The 24275-nt window shown below is 34.4% G+C and carries 20 protein-coding genes; 8 read left to right on the forward strand and 12 right to left on the reverse strand.

What is annotated here, in order from left to right:
- Positions 1-138: 138 nt before the first annotated feature.
- Both ABIZ51_04920 and ABIZ51_04925 read left to right on the forward strand, forming a co-directional pair.
- A complete protein-coding gene (locus ABIZ51_04920) occupies positions 139-2271 on the forward strand; it encodes an OmpA family protein (protein ID MEO7088118.1) in 2133 nt (710 codons plus the stop codon).
- Between the two features lie 84 nt (positions 2272-2355).
- On the forward strand, positions 2356-3543 hold the full coding sequence (locus tag ABIZ51_04925) for an AIR synthase related protein (protein ID MEO7088119.1): 1188 nt from the start codon (positions 2356-2358) through the stop codon (positions 3541-3543).
- A gap of 39 nt (positions 3544-3582) precedes the next feature.
- On the opposite strand, the gene ABIZ51_04930 is transcribed toward ABIZ51_04925, so the two are convergent.
- A complete protein-coding gene (locus ABIZ51_04930; GenBank protein ID MEO7088120.1) occupies positions 3583-4809 on the reverse strand; it encodes a 4-hydroxy-3-methylbut-2-enyl diphosphate reductase in 1227 nt (408 codons plus the stop codon).
- Between the two features lie 178 nt (positions 4810-4987).
- Here ABIZ51_04930 and ABIZ51_04935 point away from each other — a divergent pair, with 178 nt between their 5' ends.
- The 5 genes from ABIZ51_04935 to ABIZ51_04955 all read left to right on the forward strand — a co-directional run bounded on the left by ABIZ51_04935 (position 4988) and on the right by ABIZ51_04955 (position 9884).
- Complete coding sequence (locus ABIZ51_04935; GenBank protein MEO7088121.1) at positions 4988-5521, forward strand: hypothetical protein; 534 nt, start codon at positions 4988-4990, stop codon at positions 5519-5521.
- Between the two features lie 18 nt (positions 5522-5539).
- Positions 5540-6718, forward strand: coding sequence for a C1 family peptidase (locus tag ABIZ51_04940; protein ID MEO7088122.1), 1179 nt, complete (start codon positions 5540-5542; stop codon positions 6716-6718).
- A gap of 7 nt (positions 6719-6725) precedes the next feature.
- Complete coding sequence (locus ABIZ51_04945) at positions 6726-7937, forward strand: GlmU family protein (GenBank protein ID MEO7088123.1); 1212 nt, start codon at positions 6726-6728, stop codon at positions 7935-7937.
- 84 nt (positions 7938-8021) lie between these two features.
- Positions 8022-8906: a universal stress protein gene (locus ABIZ51_04950; protein ID MEO7088124.1), complete on the forward strand. Its 885-nt coding sequence runs from the start codon at positions 8022-8024 to the stop codon at positions 8904-8906.
- Between the two features lie 87 nt (positions 8907-8993).
- Positions 8994-9884, forward strand: coding sequence for a universal stress protein (locus tag ABIZ51_04955; GenBank protein MEO7088125.1), 891 nt, complete (start codon positions 8994-8996; stop codon positions 9882-9884).
- A gap of 108 nt (positions 9885-9992) precedes the next feature.
- On the opposite strand, the gene ABIZ51_04960 is transcribed toward ABIZ51_04955, so the two are convergent.
- Entirely contained in the window at positions 9993-10733 is a 741-nt protein-coding gene (locus tag ABIZ51_04960; GenBank protein MEO7088126.1) for a LytTR family DNA-binding domain-containing protein, read from the reverse strand.
- A gap of 13 nt (positions 10734-10746) precedes the next feature.
- Positions 10747-13737 (reverse strand): two-component regulator propeller domain-containing protein, encoded by a 2991-nt coding sequence (locus ABIZ51_04965; GenBank protein ID MEO7088127.1) that lies wholly within the window; start codon positions 13735-13737, stop codon positions 10747-10749.
- 157 nt (positions 13738-13894) lie between these two features.
- On the opposite strand from ABIZ51_04965, the gene ABIZ51_04970 reads away from it, so the two are divergent.
- Entirely contained in the window at positions 13895-14815 is a 921-nt protein-coding gene (locus ABIZ51_04970) for a DUF6089 family protein (GenBank protein ID MEO7088128.1), read from the forward strand.
- Positions 14816-14869: 54 nt separating this feature from the next.
- Here the strand turns inward: ABIZ51_04970 and ABIZ51_04975 are convergent, their stop codons facing one another.
- The 9 genes from ABIZ51_04975 to ABIZ51_05015 are packed head-to-tail and all read right to left on the reverse strand — an operon-like array spanning position 14870 to position 24271.
- Positions 14870-15628, reverse strand: a complete 759-nt coding sequence (locus ABIZ51_04975) for a glycosyltransferase family 2 protein (protein MEO7088129.1) — start codon at positions 15626-15628, stop codon at positions 14870-14872.
- Position 15629: 1 nt separating this feature from the next.
- Entirely contained in the window at positions 15630-16184 is a 555-nt protein-coding gene (locus tag ABIZ51_04980) for a WcaF family extracellular polysaccharide biosynthesis acetyltransferase (GenBank protein MEO7088130.1), read from the reverse strand.
- A 9-nt stretch (positions 16185-16193) separates the two neighbouring features.
- Positions 16194-17345 (reverse strand): glycosyltransferase family 4 protein, encoded by a 1152-nt coding sequence (locus ABIZ51_04985; GenBank protein ID MEO7088131.1) that lies wholly within the window; start codon positions 17343-17345, stop codon positions 16194-16196.
- A gap of 11 nt (positions 17346-17356) precedes the next feature.
- Positions 17357-19252 (reverse strand): asparagine synthase (glutamine-hydrolyzing), encoded by a 1896-nt coding sequence (gene asnB / locus ABIZ51_04990; GenBank protein ID MEO7088132.1) that lies wholly within the window; start codon positions 19250-19252, stop codon positions 17357-17359.
- A 4-nt stretch (positions 19253-19256) separates the two neighbouring features.
- Entirely contained in the window at positions 19257-20324 is a 1068-nt protein-coding gene (locus ABIZ51_04995) for a glycosyltransferase (protein MEO7088133.1), read from the reverse strand.
- Positions 20278-21546 (reverse strand): O-antigen ligase family protein, encoded by a 1269-nt coding sequence (locus ABIZ51_05000; GenBank protein ID MEO7088134.1) that lies wholly within the window; start codon positions 21544-21546, stop codon positions 20278-20280. The genes ABIZ51_04995 and ABIZ51_05000 overlap by 47 nt, the downstream gene beginning before the upstream one ends.
- Positions 21547-21596: 50 nt before the next feature.
- Entirely contained in the window at positions 21597-22730 is a 1134-nt protein-coding gene (rffA, locus tag ABIZ51_05005) for a dTDP-4-amino-4,6-dideoxygalactose transaminase (GenBank protein MEO7088135.1), read from the reverse strand.
- A gap of 4 nt (positions 22731-22734) precedes the next feature.
- Positions 22735-23352, reverse strand: coding sequence for an acetyltransferase (locus tag ABIZ51_05010; protein ID MEO7088136.1), 618 nt, complete (start codon positions 23350-23352; stop codon positions 22735-22737).
- Positions 23345-24271: a glycosyltransferase family 2 protein gene (locus ABIZ51_05015; GenBank protein ID MEO7088137.1), complete on the reverse strand. Its 927-nt coding sequence runs from the start codon at positions 24269-24271 to the stop codon at positions 23345-23347. The genes ABIZ51_05010 and ABIZ51_05015 overlap by 8 nt, the downstream gene beginning before the upstream one ends.
- Between the last annotated feature and the right edge of the window lie 4 nt (positions 24272-24275).

A 24275-nucleotide genomic window follows, 5' to 3' on the forward strand; every position in this document is an offset into this window, starting at 1 on the left:
CTTAATTATAGGTGATAACTATACATCATTTTACTCATTTGGGCGATGAAGCGGCTTTTTTTGACTTTTAATTTTTTTGTTTCAAATTATTAATTACTTTAGCAGCCGTAAAATTGATAAAAATTAAAAAAAAGATTTATGAAAATAACCAAACAACTCTCCGTTTTTTTTATCGCTGTATTTGTTTTTTCAATGAGTTCAGTAAGTGTGAAAGCACAAAAGAATTTCACGAAGGATGCAGACATGGCATTCCAAGGTCAGCAATACTTCAATGCCATTGAGTTATACAAAAAGGCATACGCTAAAGTGAAAAAGAAAGATGAGAAAGCGCGTATTATTTTCCAGACAGCAGAATGTTATAAAGACATCAATGATACGAAACAAGCAGAATCGTGGTATCAAAAAGCCGTAAAGGCAAAATATCCAGACCCAAAAGCAACACTTTATTTGGCGGATATGAAAAAAATAAACGGCAAATACGATGAGGCACTTATCGAGTACAATAATTACAAGCAAATGGTTCCTTCTGATCCAAGAGGTGAAGATGGCGCTAAATCTTGTGAGTTGGCTCAAAAATGGAAAGACAATCCTACTCGTTACGATGTAGAAAATATGTCGATGATTAATTCGAGAGATGAAGATTTTGCTCCTGCTTATGGAGATAGAAAACACAAATCTTTGATTTTTTCATCTACCAGACCTGGAGCTATCGGAGATAAAACCGACTTAAATACAGGACAAACATACAGCGATTTATATACTACAACCGTTGATAAAAATGGAAAGTGGAGTACACCTGTAAGTTTAGCTGCTCCTATAAATTCGGAATACAACGAAGGTGCAGCAGAAATGGACAATAAGGACAAAATGATTTATTTTACACGCTGCGGAGTAGTTAAAAACTCGCAAGCTAAATGTCAACTTTACGTGGCTACAAAAAAAGGAAGCGGTTGGGGAGATCCTGAGTTATTACCTTTTTGCGTAGATAGTTTTGCCTTCGGACATCCTTCTATTTCAGAAGATGGAATGACTTTATTTTTCTCTTCAGATATGCCAGGCGGACAAGGTGGAAAAGACATTTGGTTTTCTAAATACGATAAAAAAGCAAAAAAATGGGGAAATCCAATCAATGCCGGACCAGAAATTAACACTCCTCAAGATGAAATGTATCCTTATATACGCGACGACAATACCTTGTATTTTTCTTCCAATGGACATCTTGGAATGGGCGGATTAGATATTTATAGCGCTCAAAAAATAGGCGATGACAAATGGGGAAAAGTTACCAATATGTTATATCCTATCAATTCTTCTGGAGATGATTTTGCCATTATTTTTGACGGAAAGAATGAAAGAGGTTATTTATCTTCCAACCGCGATGGCGGAAAAGGAAGCGATGATATTTATTCATTTGTATTACCTCCATTAATTTTTACAATACAAGGTGTAGTTGCGGATAAAGAATCCAAACAACCTATCCCAAATGCTACAGTTAAATTATTGGGTTCCGACGGTTCTTCTGTAGAAGCTACTACGGATAAAGCGGGTATGTATAAATTTGCTGAAAATGGCAAAGATCGTTACGTAAACCCGAATACATCTTATGTGATTTCTGCCAGTGCTACAGATTTTATCAAAACGGCTAACAGTAGTGCCAAAGAAACAACAGTGGGTGTAAACGAGGCGAAAATTTTCATACATAATTTTGAGTTGCAATCGGCTCCGAAAGGAAAAGAAATTTCTTTCCCTCAAGTATTATATGACGTAAACAAAGCTACTTTGAGACCAGAATCAAAAGATTCTTTGAATGCACTTTATCAAACATTGGTGGACAATCCAACTATCACAATTGAGTTGGATGCAAACACGGATCAACGTGGTAGTAGAGCACTCAACATCAAACTTTCTCAAGCGCGGGCACAATCTTGCGTTAGTTATTTGATTTCTAAAGGAATTGATTCTGTGCGTATGACGCCAAAAGGTTGGGCATTCGATCGTCCATTGGTTTCTATGAAAGAAATCAATAAAATGAAAACGAAAGAAGAAAAAGAAGCCGCTTTCCAAAAAAATAGAAGGACTTCTTTCAGAGTGTTAAGTACTGATTATCACAATCCGAAAGACACTAATAAAACAACAACGCCAACGCAAATTATTAAAGTAAAAGGTGAAACAGAAGATTACGATCATTCTGACGAGAATGGCGGATCAACACCAGCGCCAACAACTCCGTCCCCAACAAATAATAACAATGCAACGACACCTAAAAAGTAACAGTGAAAAAATAATTTTTGAAACCAATTTTTGAATCTCTAAAAACATCCCGATTTTTGTCGGGATGTTTTTTTTATAAACGATATGGACAATCAATTGAAATATAATTTACGTGGCGTTTCCGCTTCTAAGGAAGATGTTCACAATGCGATTAAAAATATTGATAAAGGTATTTTTCCGAAAGCATTTTGTAAGATCATTCCTGATTATTTAAGTGGAGACAAAGAGTATTGCATCGTGATGCACGCCGACGGAGCTGGTACCAAATCATCTTTGGCATATATTTATTGGAAGGAAACCGGCGATATGTCGGTTTGGAAAGGCATTGCACAGGATGCTGTGGTGATGAATACGGACGATTTGCTTTGTGTGGGTGCAACGGATAATATTTTGCTTTCTTCGACTATTGGACGAAATAAAAATCTTATTTCTGGAGAAGTTATTTCTGCCATTATCAATGGAACAGAAAATTTGTTGGAAGAATTGAGAAACTACGGAATCGGAATTTATTCCACTGGTGGAGAAACCGCTGATGTGGGCGATTTAGTACGTACATTAATTGTGGATTCTACCGTTGTTTGTCGCATGAAACGTAGTGATGTGATTGACAATGCGAATATAAAAGCAGGCGATGTAATTGTGGGATTGGCTTCTTACGGACAAGCATCGTACGAAAAAGAATACAATGGCGGCATGGGAAGTAACGGATTAACATCTGCCAGACACGATGTTTTTGAAAAACAGTTGGCGCAAAAATATCCTGAAAGTTACGATGCTGCAGTTCCTGAAAATTTAATTTACAGCGGCAATAAAAAGCTCAGCGAAAAAATAATTTTTCAACACGAAAAAAATCAAATTGAAACAACTGTTGGAAAATTGGTGCTTTCGCCAACTCGTACGTACGCTCCGGTGATAAAAAAAGTATTGGATGAGCATCGTAAAAACATTCACGGAATGGTTCATTGTAGCGGTGGCGGACAAACAAAAATTTTACATTTTGTAGATAATTTACACATCGTAAAAAATAATTTTTTACCGATACCTCCTTTGTTTCGTTTGATACAAGAGCAATCTAATACCGATTGGAAAGAAATGTACAAAGTATTTAACATGGGTCATCGCATGGAAATTTATTTGCCAAAAGAACACGCACAAAGTATTATTGACATTTCAAAATCATTTGGAATTGATGCTCAAATAATAGGATTTGTAGAGGCATCTGATAAAAAACAACTCACCATTAAAAGCGAAGTTGGAGAATTTATTTACTAAAAATAACGTCTCGAAAAAATATTTTTTCGACAACAGAAATTAAAGAAGTTCCCAGTTTTTCAAGGCTTCTTCCAATTGCTTTTCAGTTTCAAAAAAGGAAATTATCTTTTTTAGAACTGCTTCAATCACAGCATCTGGACACGAAGCGCCACTTGTTAAAAGTACAGTTACTGGATTTTTTTTAGGAAAATAATTTTCGGTACAAAGTTCTTTGCGTTGATGGTAATTGTAATGATTTATTTTTTCCTTCGATACAATTTCATTTGCTGAAGAAATAAAAAATGTCGGTAATTTTTGTTCACACAATTCTACAATGTGCGATGTGTTAGAACTGTTGTAACCGCCCACTACAATTGCTAAATCAGCATTTTCTTTTAGTAAATGATACGTCGCTTCTTGATTTTCATTCGTGGCGTAACAAAGCGTATCGCGTGTATCAGCAAAATGATTTTTCAAACTTTCAGCGCCGTATTTTTCGATCATTGTCTTTTTTAAAAAGTCGGCAATGTCTTGCGTTTCCGTTGCCAACATGGTAGTTTGGTTTATCACGCCAATTTTTTCTAAATCTCTCTCCGGATTAAAATTTTCGGAATAACGATTTTTAAAAAACGAATTAAACACTTCTAAATTTATTTTTTTGAGGATGAAATCAGCTAATTTTACAGCTTCTTCCATATTTTTAATAATGATGCAAGGCGAATTTATTTCGCTGTGCGAAAACGTAGCACGCGTTTCTTCGTGATTGTATTTTCCATGTATAATTATCGTGTAATTTTCTTGTCCTAACTTTTCAGATTTCTTCCAAACGCGCTCTACAAAAGGACAAGTGGTGTTGTATTTTTGCAGTTCCATTCCAATTGTTTTGAGCTTTTTTTCGATGTCAAGTGTGGTTCCGAAAGCTGGGATAATCACAATATCATTCGCATTCAACTCTTCCCACGGAATAATTTGTTTGCCAGAAGTATCCATAATAAATTTCACGCCGCGTTCCGTCAAATCCTTGTTCACTTCCGGATTGTGAATCATTTGACTCAATAAAAAAATTTTTTTTTCGGGATTTTCTTCAATCGCTTTAAAAGCGGTTTCGATAGCGTTTTCAACACCGTAACAAAAACCAAAATGCCGCGCAATGTAAAATCGAATGTTGCCTAAATCAAGCAGAGTAGGAGAGAAATCTTTTTTTTTAGGATCGCGCAGTTTACGGGTTTCCTTGATTTTTCCGATGATGGCACTTTTGTAAAATTCGGGAATGTTAAAAGTTTTCACGAAGCAAATTTAGCGATTTCAAGGAATTTTTGAGTGTAAAATAAGTGCCTCGAAAAAATAATTTTTCAAGCTCTATTTTTGAAAGAGTAATTTCATCAAAAATATATACATTTGTGAGGTAAAGTGAACGAAGGTGGCTCTGATTCAAAAAGTAAAAGAAAATTTCGGCAAACGTTTCTTGCAAAAAGAAATCGCTTCGATGCATCGGGATAAAACCATGTTGAATTTGTCCGAAGCGAAAACAGTTGCATTGCTTTTTAATGCAGACGACAGAGAAGAATTTGAACTCGTAAAAAAATACGTAACCTATTTAAAAGAGTTGCGAAAAAAAGTAAAAATAATCGGCTATTTCACCACCAAAGAATTAATGTCGATGAGTTATTCGAAATTGGACTACACTTTTTTTTCAGCCAAGGAATTAACGTGGTTTCAAAAACCAACGGATTTATACATCAACAATTTTATTGCAGAAGAACACGATATTTTATTGGATTTAAACATTCACGATTGCTTTCCGCTTACATACATCGCTGCGATTTCTAAGTCGAAATGCAAAGTGGGAAAATACACGGAAGAATTCAGTGAAATATATGATTTGATGATTGAAACAGACCTTTCAAAAGGCATGAAATATTTTTTGAGAAATGTGGATACGTACATTGATATGTTGAATAAGAAAACAAATCCCGCAGCAGCGGAAAACCAAATATAAAAAATAAAATATCTGAAAATGACAAAAAAATTAAACCTTGCTTTGCTTATTGGGATTGGTTTTTCAATCACTTTAAATGCACAAACTGATACCACAAAAATATACAATAAAAAAGGTGGAGGATATATTTTTACAGCCGTAAAAGACATCGAAGCCACTTCTGTAAAAGATCAAAGTCAAACTGGAACGTGTTGGGATTTTTCCACTACTTCTTTTTTTGAATCGGAGCTTATCCGCATGGGTAAAGAGGATATGGACTTGTCGGAAATGTTTACCGTTTGGCATACTTATTCCGATAAAGCTGAAAAATATGTGCGTATGCACGGAAATTTAACGTTTGGTCCAGGCGGTGAAGCGCACGATGTACGCAGTGTGATGGAAAAATACGGAGCAGTGCCCAATGCTGTTTACAATGGTTTGCCGGATGAACAAAAAAAATACAATCACGATGAATTGGACAAAGCCTTGAAAGCCTTTTTGGATGCAGTTATTAGCGCACCGAGTGGAAAAATATCTGCAGAATGGCATACCGCTTTCGATAATATTTTGAATGCATATTTAGGTCCATTACCAACTACATTTGAGTATCAAGGGAAATCGTACACTCCACAATCATACTTGAAATCATTGGGTTTGCATCCGGAAGATTATTTGGAAATCACTTCGTTTACACACCATCCGTTTTACACTCAATTTCCGTTGGAAGTGCAAGACAACTGGGCTTGGGATGAAGATTACAATGTGCCATTAACGGATTTAATGTCAATTATCGACAATGCCATTAACAATGGATATACTGTTGCTTGGGGTTCTGATGTGAGTAATCCGGGTTTTTCATATAAAAATGGAGTGGCAATTCTTCCAGCAAAGGAATGGAGTGATTTTACAAGCAAAGCGCAAATAGACAGTTTGTTTTTACATCCCGTAGAGCAAATGAATGTAACGCAAGAAGAACGTCAAAAAGATTTTGATAATTACGTAACGCAAGATGATCATGGAATGCAAATTGTGGGTATTTACAAGGCGCAAGATGGAACCAAATATTATAAAGTGAAAAACTCTTGGGGCTTAAAAGGAAATGATTTGAACGGTTATTTTTTCGTTTCGGCGGCTTACGTGATGATGAATACGACCGATATCATGGTGAATAAAGCAATTATTCCGAAAGAGATTTCGAAAAAAATGGGCGTAAAATAATTTTTCTATGAATTATATTTTAGTCGATGATGCGGAGGTAAGAGAAAATTTATTGCCGCTTACTTTTACGCGGCCGATTGCAGACATTCGCATTGGAATCCTTACCATTCGCGAAAAGTGGGAATATTTTTTAGGCGAAAAAACATTTTCGGAAACAAGTTCTTATTTGAAAAAAAAATTTCCGGAAGCTCCTCAAAAAGGAAAAAACAATGTGTGGATTAACGGAAGTGTTTTACCAAATCAATCACTTGTTGAAGAAATAAAAAAAATAAAGCCGAACGAAATTCTTCAGCACGGAAACACGCTTATCGCTTTTCATACCAGCGAAAAAATAAATTTCGAGGACTCTCAAAAAATAATTTTTCAAGCCTTCGAAAAAAAAGCAATCAAAAAAAACAGTCGCGAAAAAATAATTTTTCAAATCCGTTTTTTGCATGATATTTTTTCGAAAAATGCCGAAGCCATTGAGGCTGATTTTAAAATACTCACTAAAAATAAAAAGTCGCAAAGCATTTCAAAAACAAACAACGTTATTGGTGTAAAAAATATTTTTTTAGAGAAAGGAGCTGTGGTTGAATGTGCTGTTTTAAATGCATCTGCAGGACCAATTTACATAGGAAAGGATGCTGAAATTATGGAAGGTTCTTTGGTGCGTGGGCCTTTTGCTTTAGGCGAACATGCCACACTTAAAATGGGAACGAAAATTTACGGAGCTACTACTGTTGGTCCACATTCGAAGGTTGGAGGAGAGATAAATAATTCCGTTATTTTTGGTTATTCGAACAAAGCGCACGATGGTTTTTTGGGAAATTCGGTGATTGGAGAATGGTGCAATTTGGGTGCGGATACGAATAATTCCAATTTAAAAAATAATTACTCGGACGTTCAATTATGGAATTATCGAAAAAATAATTTTGAAAATACAGGTTTGCAATTTTGTGGATTGATTATGGGAGATCATTCTAAATGCGGCATTAACACAATGTTTAATACAGGTACGGTTGTTGGCGTGAGTGCAAATGTTTTTGGCGCAGGATTTCCTCCAAAATTTATTCCTTCTTTTTCTTGGGGAGGAGTGCAAGGTTTTACGGATTATAAATTAGATAGAGCTTGTGCAGTTGCCGAAAAAGTAATGCAACGCAGAGGAATTAAGTTTGATTCCATCGAAAAAAATATTTTTTCGAGCGTGTTTAAAATGGATAAAAAGAATCGAAAATAGACCTTCTTCTAATTCGAAAAATATTTTTGCATTATATCTATATAAAAGCTTATTTTTGCATATCTACCAAAATAGTTATTACTTATGAGTACCACAAAAAAACAAATTTTAGTACCGATTGACTTTTCGGATCAATCCCTTATTGCACTCGAACAATCGTACAACTTGGCGCGCGAATACAAAGCGGAAATTACCATGCTATACGTGGTGGACGACTCCAATGTGCTGTCTAAATTATTCGGTAAATCGGAAGAGGCTTCTATGAAAAAGAAAATTGAAGCCAAAATGAACGAATTGGCTACCGAAACAGAAAAAAAGACAAAAATAAAGATCAATGTGTTAATTGCTCGTGGAGTTATTTACGATAAAATTGTAGAAATCGCCGAATTGGTGAAGGCGGTGATGATTATCATGGGAACCAATGGAACCGTTGGTGTGAAAAAGAGATTTATCGGTTCCAACGCCTTGCGCGTGGTGAGAGAAGCAAAATGCCCCGTTATTACAATTAAAGGGAAACACCATCGTAATGGTTGCAAAAACATTGTGTTGCCACTGGATTTAACAAAAGAAACAAAAGAAAAAGTAACCAAAGCGATCGAATTTGCAAAATTGGGTAACAAAGCTGCTATTCGTATTATTTCTGTTTTATTTACAACGGATGAATTTGTGGTAAATCGTTTAACGCGCCAACTCGGACAGGTGAAAAACTTCATTGAAAAAACGGGTATCGAATGTACCGCAGAAATCATAAAAGGAATTAAAGGCGAAGAATCGCTCGGACAAAATATCATTGATTACGCTAACAAAGTGGAAGGCGATTTGATTATGATTATGACGCAACAAGAAGTGGAATTTACGAAATATTTTATTGGATCAGCGGCTCAAGAAATCATCAATACGTCCGATATTCCTGTGATTAGTATCATTCCGTCTATGAAAAAAGACACCACTTCTTTTGTTCCGTATTGATAAAAAAAGAAGCTTCGAAAAATTATTTTTTTGAAGTGTAAAAATCACGATAAGTATAAAATAGAATCAAACAATAAATAAAAAAATATGACAGCATTTAAAATACAAAAAATATTAATTCCGATTGACTTTTCGGAAACGTCCTTATTAGCGGTTAAACATGGTGCTTTTATGGCAAAATTGTATAAAGCAGACATTTGTTTGTTACATGTTTTTGAAAAGCAATGGTCGCATTTTAATGTTATTTTACCTCAAGTGCAGATCGAGGATTTATCGGGATTTACCAATAAAATAGAAGCAAAATTAGCCGAAATTGCTGAAGGTATTCGGAAGGAATATGCTGTAAAAACGACAAGTATTTGTGCTCCCGGAAATATTTTTAGCGAAATTGTAACGATTGTAAACAACGAAAAGATTGATGTAGTAGTAATGGGAACACACGGCGTATCGGGGGCAGAGGAGTTCTTTATGGGAAGCAACACGTTCAAAGTAGTTACCAAATCTCCTTGTCCCGTACTCTCGGTGCAAACACACGCTAAAAAATTAGGATTCTCTACTATTTTATTGCCGATTGACGATTCATCGCACTCACGTCAAAAAGTGATGCAAGCGATTGAATTGGCTTCGCATTACAATTCGAAAGTGCATATTTTAGGAATTGTAGATAGCGATGTAAATTTGGATAAGTTCAAATTGAAGATCAATCAAGTTGAAAATTTCTTGACAAAGCACAACGTGAATTTTATTGCCGAAACGATAAATAATGATAATCCTGCTACGGCTACCTTGGCTTATGCAAAGAAAATATGCGCTGACTTAATTATGATTATGACCGATCAGGAAGAAAGTTTAACTGGATTTTTGCTTGGAAATTATGCACAACAAATTGTGAATCATTCCAAAATACCTGTTTTTAGTATCAGACCAATTGAAGGAGAATATAAATTTGTTGATTTAACAGGTGATTGGAGAATGTAATTTAAAAATAGTTGTTGGGATTAGCGTAATTCGACACTAAAATAAATCAAAAATTTCGTACAATAATATCACGTCCAAAGTTCTAAACTTTGGACGTTTTTTTTACAATTATACTTTGGGCAGTTTTTTCAGGAAAGCGTCTTTTTTACGTTTGGATATAGTAACATTATCGCCATTCGACATAACTATATAGCCGCCGTCGCCTTTAAAATAATTTTTGATGTGTTCTAAATTCACTAAATGTGCGTGATGAATACGGAAAAAATTATTGGGAACTAAGAGTTCTTCAAAATCTTTTAAACTACGCGTGGAAATAATTTTTTTACCTGAAGTTAAAATGCAAATCGTGTATTTTCCGTCGGCTTCGCAGCGGATAATATTTTTTATCTCAATAAATTCCAATCCAATTTGTGTGGGAAGTGCTATTTTACTCACTATTGGCAGGTTGTAGGTATTCAATAAATATTTAACAGATTCATTCAACTGCTTGCTGTCTGTTTTTTTCTCTATTTTTTTAATAGCATTTTTTAATTCGTCTGCATCAATTGGCTTCAACAAATAATCAACTGCGGAAAACTTAAAAGCTCTGATGGCATATTGGTTATAAGCCGTTGTGAAAATAACGGAGAAAGTGTAGTTTTCCAATTTCTCGAGCAAACTAAAGCCCGAACCACCGGGCATTTCGATGTCTAAAAATACGACATCCACGTGTGTTTTTTTTAATATCTCCAAACTTTCTTTCACGGATTTTGCTTCCACAATGGAGGTAATTTCTGGACAGTGCTTTTTGATTAAATGTGCTAAAGCCGATCGTCCTAAATCTTCGTCATCTACAATAAGTGCGTGCATCGTATTTTTATTTTTAAATCGGAATTTCTATTCTGATGGATGTGCCGAGTGATTGATGATTCACATCCATTTTATCAATAATACTTAATTTAATTTGTGCTTTTTCCATCGAGTTTAAAACATGTATTCGCTCGTTGATAATTTCCATTCCTCTGGAAATATGTTCTGCAGAGGTTTGAAAATTATTTTTTTCGAAAGCTCTTCCCACACCGTCATCGTCCACGATACCAATGATGCAATTATTCTCCAAACGGAAGGAAATAGTCAAGCTGCCCTTCCTTTCTAAATTTCGCAAGCCGTGGTTAATCGCATTTTCTACAAACGGTTGAAACAACATACTCGGAATTTCCACTTCAAACGCATTTATTTCCGGAGCGATTACAAAGATATAATTAAATCGTCCATTAAATCGTAAGCTTTCTAATTCGACGTACAATTTTAATAAATCGCATTCCTCTTGTAATGTGATACGATTTTTTTTGGAGTGTTCTAAATAATTGCGCATTAGCGTTGCAAATTTTGTTAAATATTTATTTGCTGAAACTTCGTCGTTTATCAATACAAAATGTTGAATGGCATTTAAACAATTAAAGAGAAAATGAGGATTCATCTGTGCTTGCAATGCTTTCAATTCGATGTTGGCATATTTTTGATGCAATTCCGTTTTTGCTTTTTCACGCTTTTCGATGTGTTTGATTCGAATCCATGTGAAGAATAGAAGGAGTAGTGCAAAGAGAAGAATAGCAATTACAATAAATTCTTCGGTTTCCCAAATAGGTTGACGATGAATGATATAAATGATTTTTTCAGAATTAAGTGGCGTATTTATGGTGCGGATGCGCAACATTAAAAATCCGTAAGGTAAATTAGAAAGTTCTATTTCACGGGTAGTTCCCACATTTATCCAAGCATTGGAAGAGCCCGTTAATTGATATTGAAATTGTATTTTATCTGCATTGTTAAAACACGGAATACTGTATTTAATTTTGATTTCCTTTACAAAATAGGAAAGGGGTATCGTATCCGATACAGGTATTTCGGACGTATTGGCAATTATTATTTTTTCAATAATTATATTTGATGGGACAGTAGGGGTGGAAAGTTGTTTCGGATGGATGAGAACCATTCCTTTCACCGTCGGAAAAAAAAGTAAACCAGCATTCGTTTTTAATGCGGAACCTTGAAATCCACCATTAAATTCACTGTTTTTAATTCCATCTTCGTTCGATAAATAGGTAATGTTTAAGGGAATTGTAGGGTTCTCTGAAAAGTTAATTAAGTTATTTTTGTTTACTACATACATCCCACTGTTGGAACTCATCCAAAAATTATTTTTTTCATCTTCTACAATGCAAGATGTATTTATTCCCAACACATTGGTATAGTGTAGAAAGGAGAAAAAATTTCCATTTTTATATTTAAAAAGCCCATTTCCGTATGTTCCAATCCATAGTGTGCCATCGGCATCTTCGTATATGGAGCGTACATTTTTTAGTTTTAAGGTGCTGTCTTTTTGATCGTTCAGCCATTTTACTTTATCGTTTTCTAATTCACCTAAGCCCTTATCGGAAGCAATGAATAATCGTCCAGAGGCATCTTCCATCATTTGTTTTACATTGGATGTGAAATTAGGATCGTATCTTTTCAAAAGATTGTGATCCACAAAGCATAATCCAGAATCAGTTCCGAGCCATATTGTTCCTTGATTATCTGCATAAGTAACAAATACAACGTTACTCGGTAAGCCATCTTTATAGCTGTATTTTTTTATTTCGCCCAATGGATGTATCGCATATACACCATTTCCATAAGTACTAATCCATTGTGTCGATTGATTGTCTTCGGCGATGCTGTAAACACAGGCATTTTTGGGTTCGTTCAAATGACTTATTTTTCCGGAGAGGTAACAACTCATTCCTCCACAGAAATTTCCAAACAAAATACTGCCATTTTTTAATTGTGTAATTCCAGTAATGTCGTCTGCATTTTGCGCATCTTTTACTAAGAGAATCGAGGCTATTTTTCTTTTTAATTTACACAAGCCTGCGTTACCTGTACCAATCCACAAATTATTTTGACGATCCTTATAAATGGATGAAATACTGTTGGAAGGTAAACCGTCAGAGCTGTTCATCACAGTAGCTGAAGTGTCTGTTAATTCTATAAAACCATTGTCGCTTAATAAGGTTAAATTATTTTTATCATCAAATCCGATGTCATTGATAATATAGTTCGAGTATTTTTTAGGCAGTTGAATAAATGTTTGTTTTTTATTTTTTAAAACGAAATATCCTTCGGAAGAATGACCGAATAATGTATGCTCACTGTTGCTTTCTAACCAATCTACATTTATGTTTTTAAGGTTTTTTATCGGAATTAATTGCTTGTCTAAATAATGGAATAATCCTTGGTAACTCGCAATAAATAATTCATCTTCGGCAGAAAAACAAAGTGCATTGATATCTATCTGTTGCGACAAATGAATGCGGGTAAAAATACCCTTAGCGAATTGATAAAGATGGTTGTTTTTGCTCAGTAAAAAAAGTTCATTCGTAGTGGCATTGTAAGCAACAGAGCCATTGCTGGTATTAAAACTCTCGGGTTGATTTTTGATTTCCGAAAAAATATTTTTTTGATACGCCAATAATTCTCCATCTGCGGTAAGCGTAAACAATTGATGATCATTGGCAACAAACACTCTTTTGATAGCATTTGATTTGAATGCCGGATTATTGGCCGTGTTGTAATAGGTAAATGTAATGCCGTCAAACCGAGCAATTCCGTCGAATGTAGCTATCCACAAATAGCCATTATCAGTTTGAGTAATATCGTTTATCGAGTTTTGCGGAAGCCCGTTTTCCGTATTCCATGTTTGAACGGAGTAGGGACTATTTGCATCTAAACTTTTTTCTGAAATGACTGGCGAAAAAGTTTGAGCAAAAGAGCAGATACTGCTGCCTGCGAGCATTGAAACCACTAAGAAAATACGTAATTTGTTTTTCATGTTCGAAAAAAATAATTTTTCAACGTCATCCGCTCTAAATTTTGAGCGTGAAGTTATTCTATTTTTAGGAGTTATTCGACCGTTTTCGGTTTCCTATTAAAAGGAATCTTAAAAAATATTTTCTCGTATTAAAAGACTTTACTATATTTGCCCTTCGATGCGAAAAATACATACACTACTCGTTTTTATTTTTTTGATCTCTTCCGTTGCCTTTTCTCAATATAGATGGGATTATGGACTTCGTTTGGGCGTGTCCAATTACCTCGGAGATATTGGTGGAACAGATCTCACCAGACGAAATTTTGTAAGCGACATGAAATTGGCAGAAACAAAATTTAGCGGAGGTATTTTTGTGCGTACGCGTTTGGGCGAATCCTTCGGTTTAAAAGCCAGTTTGAATTATGGACGCATCGCTGGTGCCGACAGCCTTTCCACAAATTATGGCAGACGTGGAAGAAATTTAAGTTTCAGAAACGATATTTTTGAATTAGCCGTTACTGGAGAATATTATTTTTATCAAGTGAATGATTTGGGGCATACATATCGTTACAGGAACGATTTTAAAGCATATATTTTTGCTGGTATTGCAGGCTTTCACCACAACCCGGAGGCTTATTACGGAGGAACTTGGGTAGATTTACAACCTTTGAAAACAGAAGGACAAAAAACACCTTACAGCCTTTGGCAAGCTTCTATTCCTGTTGGTGCCGGAGTTTATTTTACATTAAACCGTAAATTCAGAATTGGTTGGGAACTCGGCTGGAGAACCACATTCACAGACTATTTAGATGATATAAGTACCAAATATCCAACAACTCCTTTTACAGGTTCAAATGCTGCTTTAGCTTCGGCTTTGTCCAACAGAAGTGGTTCTTACATCGTAAACGATCCTGTTTATTTGGCACAATACGGTCCTGGACAAAAACGAGGCGATCCTACGCACAATGATTCATATATTTTTACAACTATTGATTTCAGTTACGTCATTCGTGGACAAAGTAATTTTTACCACTCGCACTATTCGAGTCTTTTTGGTGGTAAAAAATACAGAAAAAGAAAAATTAGAGCGAAATTCTAAACTTCGCTTATCTTAAAAAAAGAGCTTCAAAAAATTATTTTTTCGAAGCTCTTTTTATTGTCCGAAAAACTGTTTTATTTTGGAGAATGGTTTCAACCAAAGAGTTAGAAAATTGGGCTGCAAATTATTTATTTTCCAAGCAAAACGGTCTTCTTTATTGGCTTTAATGCGGTTGATGAAAGACGCATTACTTTTACCTCCAACACGCATTTTTACAAGTACTTCAGGAAGATAATGCGTGGAAATTTTATGTTTATGGAGGAAACGTAGCATCAATTCATAATCTGCTGCAGATTGAAATATCGTATTAAAAAAACCGTATTGAAAAAATATTTTTTTAAGCACAAAAAAAGAAGGATGCGGCGGCATCCAGCCTTTCAAAAATAAGTTTTCGGAATAATGTCCAGCTTTCCAATGACGAATAATCTTGTTGCTCACATTATCTATGTACTGTAAATCCCCGTAAACACTATCACTCTGCGTTTCTGTAAATAATTTCATCACTTTTGTGAGAACATTTTTATTCATATAAAAATCATCCGAATGTAAAATTCCAATTACCTCGCCCGATGCCATTTCAATGCCTTTATTAATCGCGAAATAAAGTCCTTCGTCTTTTTCGGAAATAAATTTTTGTATATTATTTCTGTATTTTTCAATGATAAAAAGTGTTGCGTCTGTTGATTTTCCATCAATCACAATGTATTCGATATTCGGGTAATCTTGCGAAATAACAGATTTCAACGTTTCTTCAATCGTTGCTTCGCTGTTAAAGCAAACGGTGATAATGCTTATTTTTAAAGGAGAAATCATCTTATTCAAAAATTCGTTCTTTGATTTTTTGAGCCGGATTTCCTTGATAAATGGTGTATGCTTCGAGATTTTTTACAGCAACGGAACCAACCGATAAAACAGCGTGCGAAAAACATTTTACGTCCGGAGAAACCACGGATTTTGCACCAATCCAAACGCCATTTTCTAACAAAATTTCTCCAATCATCAAATCAAAAGTTTCTTTTTTATAATTGTGATTTCCTGTTAAAAGCATGGCGCCTTGTGAGATACAAACGTTATCTTGAATCGTTACGGTTGCTAAATTATCAATCCACACATTTTCGCCAATCCACACATTTTCTCCAATAATTAATTTCCAAGGATATTTAATATTTACGGAAGGTTTTATCACCACGTTCTTTCCGACTTTCGCACCAAAAATTCGTAAAAAAAAGAGTTTTAGATTATTAATGGGACAAAAACTTTTGAAGAAACAAGCACTTATAAAATACCATAAACCTCTTTTGAATAGCGAAGCATCGGTGTTGTACCAATCGTTGTTAAATTGAGAAAGATGCGTGCTTTTTTTAGACATACAACAAAATTAAGAATTTAAAAACAATGTTCGATTTTGTTTTACATTTTCTTCGTCTTCGGAAATCTTTTTGGCGTAATCGAAAGCAGAAAAAGAAAAAAGATTGTATTCCTCTTGGCTCATCGCAGCAGCCTTTTCAAGGGCTTCCAAAAAAATATTTTTTTGAGACAAGGAAATATCCCAACCAATATTTTTTGAATTTAAATTTTTCCAAGGTGTTTGATCGCTTATAATCACAGGACATCCAGCAGCAAGTGATTCAAAAATAATATGTCCGAAGTTTTCGCCAAGTGTAGGCATAAATAAAAAATGATAATCAGATAAAGTGGAATTTATTTTTTCGCGCTCCAAACTATTTTTATATGAGACCGTAATATTTAAAGGCATTTTAGCAATTAATTGTTTGCATTTTTCAAAATAAATTTTGTCGTAAATAGGTCCGTAAAAATCGAAAATGATTTCACTTTTTATTTCTTTTAAAATTTCCAAAGCAAAAAATAAATTTTTTTCAGGAGCAATTCGCGCTACGTTTATCAGGCGTAATTTTCCGGTTGTTTTCGTTTTTCTAATAATGTTATTTTCTTTTCTCTTTGCAGGTAAATTAGGCGCAACTCCAATAGTTACAGTATCTCCAAATTGTTTTCGGATGTCTTTTTCTTCTGCAAGAGAAGTAGCGTGAAAAATTATATTTTTAAATAAACCGATTCTTTTTACGAGCGCCAAAAATATTTTTTTCTTTGTTTTTTTTACTGAGATAGCACTCTCAGCCAACATTCCTCTTGTAGATAAAATAATTTTTTGATCTTTCTTTTTATTTAGTAAATACAAAGGAATCAAAGTAAAATAGAACGAATAAATTCCATTCAAATAAATCAAATCATAGTCGTTCGAAAAAATAATTTTTTGAATATTCTTTTTAGTTAATTCCTCTTTAGAAAAATAAAAAACCTTTATTCCATCTGAAAAATCAAGCCATTTATTACTTTCTATTTTTGGATAAGGAATTGTTTCGCAATAATCGGTGTTACGTGTTATTACAAAAAAATCAACTTCCTCTTTGAGGTGATCCATCAAGTTTGCGCAGGATTGAATCGGACCTCCGGCTTTAAATCCGGGAAGAAACCAATCTATCAAAACCAATATTTTTTTTTTCGTTTTCAAAAAATATTTTTTTACTCGATGTTATTTTCTTGCAACCAATTTTCGAGCACTACTAAATGCCAAATCCTCGACCACGTTACACGCGGATTGTCTTTTAAAAAATCCTTCCACAATTGAATCACTTCTTTTTCATTGAAAAAAATTCTTTTGGAAAGAGCGATTATTCGTTGTTCGCAAAAACTATTTAATTCGTTTTTTAACCAGTGTTTCCAAGGGAAAGTAAAGCCCATTTTCGGACGATTGATAATTTCCGGTGGTAATAAATCGCCTAAAGAATCTGTCAATAACTTTTTTGGTGTGATCGGAAATTTTGATTTGTCGGAAAGCATTAAAACGTATTCAACTAAAGTGTGATCTAGGAAAGGGACGCGTACTTCTAAAGCGTTCGCCATGCTCATTTGGTCGGTATCACGAAGTAAAACATTTTGCATATAAGTAGAAATTTCCGCGACAGAAACTTTTGAAATTTCAGATTTAATATTTGCTATTTTTTGTTTTTTTAGAAATTCAGATACACTGTTTGCCGGCAAATTTTCGGAGCGAAGAATGTTTAATTGATTGTCCAATAAAGTTTGTCGTGATAAACTATAAAACGCATTAAAATCAATTACTTCATTTTTCAATAGTGCCGCTTTTTTCTCAGAAGCCACGCTTGGTTTGATGTTTGTCAAGATTGTTCCTCCAAGATTTCTAGCAAAAGGAGGAATCATATTCAGCCAAAATTTACTTTTCAACTCCATCCATTGTTTGAAAACGGGGTAACCTGCAAAAAGTTCATCGCCGCCCAAACCCGACAAAGCCATTGTAATTCCTGCATTTTTTGTTGCTTTCGAAACCACAAATGTATTAGGTCCATCGCCGCTCGGATGATCCATCGCTTTTAATGCATCAGGTAAATCTTCAATAAAATCAATAGGTTTCAACTTTATTTCGTGATGATCAGTATCGTATTTTTTTGCGATGAGCTGCGCATATTTTGCTTCACTAAATTCACTTTCATCAAATGTAACAGAAAATGTTTTTATTTTTTTTGAAGAAACTTGACTCATTAAAGCCACAATCGCACTGGAATCAATACCTCCAGAAAGAAATGCGCCAAAAGGAACATCTGCTACCAAGCGTCTTTCAACGGCATCTCCTAATAATTTTTTTACGTCTTTACAGATATGCTCGTATTTTTTTTCTTTCGAAGTATCGTAATTTTTCGGAATTAATTTCCAATAATTTTCAATCTCTATTTCCGTATTTGTAATTTTCATGCAATGCCCTGGAAGAAGCATTTTCACATTTTCTACTATCGTGGAAGGCGCATGAACAGTTTGATAGCGTAAATAATCTACTAAACTATTTTGATCTATCTTTCGCGGAATACATTCGGAAGAAAGCAATGCTCTGAGTTCTGAAGAAAAAAGAAATAAATTATTTTTCTGAAAATAATACAATGGTTTTATTCCAAGTCGATCGCGTGCGATGAACAATTCTTTTTTCAAATTATCCCAAATCGCAAAAGCAAACATTCCATTAAACTGTTGCAAACAAGCCTTTCCCCAACGAATATAGGCAGCGAGAATTACTTCTGTATCTGTGTTGGTACGAAAAACAAAACTCGAAATTTCATCAGTATTGTCGCGCGTTACGCGCTGTAAATCGAGTTTGATATTTTTATAGTTGTATAATTCTCCGTTGTAAACGATTGTATAACGACCGTCGTGTGAAGTCATCGGTTGATGTCCGGCAGCTGAAAGATCAATGATAGAAAGTCTTCTGTGTCCGAGTGCGATTTCGTTATTTAAAAAAACACCTTCATCGTCAGGTCCTCGATGTGCCAAAGCAGTATTCATTTGCTTTAGTTTTGCAAGTGCCTCTTCGCTATTGTTAATACCGTATATCCCGTTAATTCCGCACACTTTATTAATTATTAATAAGGGATAAAATTGTAGATGTCCATTTTTCCGGAGTTATTTGAAGTGCTTTTTCAGCGCTAATTTCAGCCATTTCAAACAGCTCTTTATCCGATTGAAAAAATATTTTTTTCAGCATGTTTTTTAGCTCTTTTATATTTCCTGATGGGTAAATGTAGCCATTCTTATTTTGTTCTATAAAAGCAGAAGCTGCACCCACTTTATCACTGCATATCAACGGAAAACCAGCTGCTGCAAATTCGTGAACCACTACGCCCCAAGGTTCTTTATGGCTCGGTAAAACAAAAACGCTCGTTTCTTTGATAAAATGTGCCATTTCAGAAGCTTGTATAAATCCAAAATGTTTGATGTTAGGATGTTGGATCGGAGCTATATCACCTACGCCTAAACACCATAATTCCCAATCGTTTTCAGTTTCTTTTTTTAATTCGATAAATGCTTGCCAAAGATCTTTGATGCCTTTAAATTCATAATATCTACCGACAAAAATAAGGCGATGCGGCATTTTATTTTCTTTCTGTTTTTTAGTATCAATATATATATTACGAAAAAAATCAACATCTGCGCTGTAAAAGCCTTTCAAAATATTTTTTTTCGGGAAGCCTAATTTTTCAGCGTAACTTAATTGCGGTTTTCCAGGAATCCAGCAATGAGAAAAAGATTTTAGAATGGTAAAAGGGCTGATTAAGGTGGCTATTTTTTGTTTAAAAGTCTCTTCCCAAGAATTATCCAAGCCAAGAATTACCGGAATTTTATTTTTAAATTTTTTGCAAATTTTCAAATAGTCTTTTTCGATCCAGCCACTGCAATAAATAAGATCAGGTGAAATTATTTCTCCTAAATTTTCTAATTCTTTCGCTGAAAAATTATTTTTTTCATACACTTTTATTTTTTCATTTAAGAAAAATTGAAAAGGAGCTTCTTTGTTTACGGGCAATCTGACAAGATGAATTTCGATATTACTCGCGTTGGATAATACATTCAAACAAGCTGCGAAATACGAAGCCAGCTCAGTGTACAAGAAGAGTATTTTCTTCGGCTTTTGTGTAGAATTCATCGCTGGTGATAATGGTTAATATCATAAAAAGTTGGATGGTAAAAGGATTGAGCGAGGCGCAGAGCCAAGATTCAAAATTAATAGAAAATAATACCGCATACATAATGGGTATGGAAATACGTGTTTTTTTTGCCGCTTGGATAAATGTTATAAAAAAACCGCGGAAGTAGAGCAACAAGCCGATTAAGCCAGTATCCAACCAAAAAGTAAGATATGAATTGTGTGCATTTCCTTGATGTCCGAGTTTACTCAATTCTGTATAATTTGAATGAAAAAGATATTCGGTGTAATTAAATCCTTTGCCGATAAGAATATTTTTTTTGATGTTCTCCCAAGCAAAATCCCATGCGATGAATCTTCCGGAAGCGTCGGCAAATGTTTTTACTCGGAAAAAATGTTGTAATCCTAAAGCATTGATAACGCCTTCAATATTGTTAGAGATGACTTGGTAACCCACGATAAATAACAGGAATAAAATGAATCCTAAAAAAGGAGAAAGTTTATAAAAATATTTAAAGACGAGGAAAATTAAAATAGCGAAAATGGCACTGCGCGAATCGGACAAAATAACGGAAGCAAAAATGGCGATATAAATAATGATTTTATCTGTTTTCGAAAATAAATCAGGAAAATAATCGAAGACAATGGCGCAAAGTAAAAAATACATGGTAACAAAAATTCCAAGTCCGTTTGGATTTCCGAGTATTCCGCAGTACCTATCTTCCAGCGTAGTAAATGCTGGATCTATAAATTTCATGATAAATCCGACGAATAACAAAAACGTGACGAACCAAATAAGTGTTTTGATAAACTCTTCGCCTTGATCTCGAAAAACTTTCGACATATAAACAGGAACGATTAATAACATTAACAAATACGAAAGTGTTTTCTCAAAACTAATGGCAAATGACTCTGTGAAAAATAAGCAGAAAAATGCAAATAAAAAAAAAGGAATAAATCTTTTGTAGAGCAGATTTAAGGGCTGAAATTTTTTAATATCTAAAATAATAAACAAGGCTAATAATACAATGTATTCATTTTTTACATTTTCGGCAAAAGATAAAAGCACTTGTCGGCTATCTGAAATAGTGAGCATGAAAAAAAAACCAATAAATAATTCCATATAACGCTCTCGTCTTTTCAAAAGCAGCAAAGTAATCGGGAGGTATCCATAAATAACAGGACCTCCGTAACCGCCTATTACAACCCATGAAAGAAGCAAAATAAAAAATTGGAGGTTATCTTTTAGTACGATTTTCACGCTTTGGAAAATTATTTTTTCGATGAGAAAAATCGGTGAATAGCATCACAAATGTAAGTTACTTCCTCCGTTGTGAGATCATAAAAAAGAGGTAAACGAATCAAACAATCTGTAAAGTGGTCGGAATTGGGGAGTACTCTGCCATCGTGCTTGTGTTTATAAAAATCGCTTTCGTGAAGAGATAAATAATGAAAAACGGCGTAGATATTATTCTCTTTTAAATGTTGAAGGAGTTCCGTACGTTGTTTTATATTTTCGCAAACAATATAAAACATGTGTGCATTATTTGTTGCGTATTCAGGAAGCACAGCGAGTTTTATTTGCCCGTTTAATTCAAGTGTTTTGAGTTTTTTGTAATAAAGATTCCAAGTGTTTTTTCTTTTTTGTTGGATGTCTTCGAGGTGTTCAATTTGTGCATATAAAAATGCTGCAATAATATCAGAAGGTAAAAAAGACGAACCAATATCCACCCAACCGTATTTATTTACTTCTCCTCTAAAAAAAGCAGAACGGTTGGTTCCTTTTTCCCGAATAATTTCTGCGCGGTGAATAAATTGTTCATCGTTAATAACCAGCATTCCGCCTTCTCCAGAAATAATATTTTTTGTTTCGTGAAAAGAAAATGCGGCTAAATGACCGATGGAACCCAAGGGTCTTTTTTTGTAGTAGGAATCAATGGCTTGAGCCGCATCTTCCACAACAAACAAATTGTATTTAGTTGCTAATTGCATTATTTTATCCATATCACAAGCCATTCCCGCGTAATGGACAGGTATAATTACGCGTGTTTTAGGGGTGATCAGCGCTTCAATAGCATCCACATTCATGTTTGGATTTTCCAAATTACTATCTACAAATACTATTTTTGCACCTCTCAATACAAAAGCGTTTACTGTTGATACGAAGGTGTAGGAGGGAGCTATGACTTCATCACCTTCTTTAATATTGAGGAGAATGGCTGCCATTTCCAACGCATCGGTACAGGAAGTGGTTAATAAAACTTTTTTAAAACCGTATTTTTTTTCAAAAAATTGATGACATTTTTTTGTGAATATCCCATCGCCTGAAATTTTCATAGATAATACAGCTTCCTTGATGTAGTCTGTTTCTTTACCAGTGAGGTAGGGTTTGTTAAAATTAATCATAGTTTTATCGTATAAATTTTGCAGTATTTCCAACATATAACCCAGGGTTTGTAATATCTTTTATGACAACCGTTCCACCACCAGTTTGCGTATTATCAACGATATTTATGTTGTCAATAATAGTGGTACTAATGCCAATATTGCAGCATTCTCCAATGGTTACAAACCCTGCAACATTCACTCCAGGAGAAAGAAACGTATGCGAATGTACCACAGAATCATGAGCAATGACACAATTTAGATTTATGATAACATTGGAGTGAATGATTACGTTTTTATCTATTGTCGTTCGAGGATAAATAACACATCCTTTGTTTATTGTGGCTGTCGAATCTACCCAAGCTGACGAATGAATAATGATCCCAAACGGAATTTTGTCACAAAACAATTTAAATTTTTCTTGACGTTCCTTCAGAAAATTGTAGCCAATACCAATAATGAGTTCATTAAATTTCTTATCATTAAAATCATGGATTAGATTGCTTGAATTTCCGCAGATTAAATTCCCAGTATTAAAATCATCATAAAATAAAATTTTATCATAATGATAATCGGCAATAGCTAAGTTGGCTATTTGCTTCCCTAATTCTCCTGCACCCAATATGGCAAGCGTTTTACTCATATATTTTTTTTATAATATAATTTGGTCTTCCTTGTACTTGTCGGAATATTTTAGAAACGTAAATTCCAATTATCCCTAAAAAAGTAGAAAGAATACCCAAAACTAAAACATTTAAAGCAATAATAGATGTCCATCCCAATTCGACGGCATCTTTATGTATTAGTTTATCTACAAATAAATACAGAATGAAAATGAAACTCAGTAAGGAAATAATAATACCGAAATAAAAGAGCCATTCTAAAGGCTTTGCTGAAAAAGACGTGACAGCTTGAAACATAAGTTGCATCCTCTTCTTCAACGAATAAGTGCTTTCGCCATCGCGAATTCCTTTTATTACAGGAATTCCTTTTTGTTCAAAACCTGTCCAATGCATTAAACCACCCATAAATAAATTAGCATCTTGCATCCGGAGTAATTCTTGTACATATTGGTATGACATTAATCGTTCGGTTAGGATATTGTGTGGAATTTTGACATCTGACATTTTATTTAAAATGCTCCAAAAAAGAGCTCCTCCTTTTTTCTCGATAAAACTACCTTTTCGAATATCCTGAAAGCCATATACAACGTCTAATGAAGGAGTTTTTTGTAATTCATTATAAAAGGTTTGCAGTATCGCTGGGGATGTCTCTAAGTCATTGTCTATCAAAAAAATAAATTTTCCTTGACAAAAACGTAATCCAGCTTGGATGGCGTAATGATGACCGAAATTTCGAGATAAATCCATTATTTTTATTTGCGGAATTTCCATTTTTCGTTCTAATAAATATTTGACAGAATCATCCGGCGAGCCATCGTTTACAAAAACCAATTCATAAGAATTAATATTTAATTGTTGGATGGTTGCTATCGTTTCCGACAAAAATCTTCCCAGAAATGGTTTTGATTTATATAAAGTTGTAATGACTGATAATTCCATTATA

The organism is Bacteroidia bacterium (assembly GCA_039924845.1).
GTDB lineage: Bacteria > Bacteroidota > Bacteroidia > DATLTG01 > DATLTG01 > DATLTG01.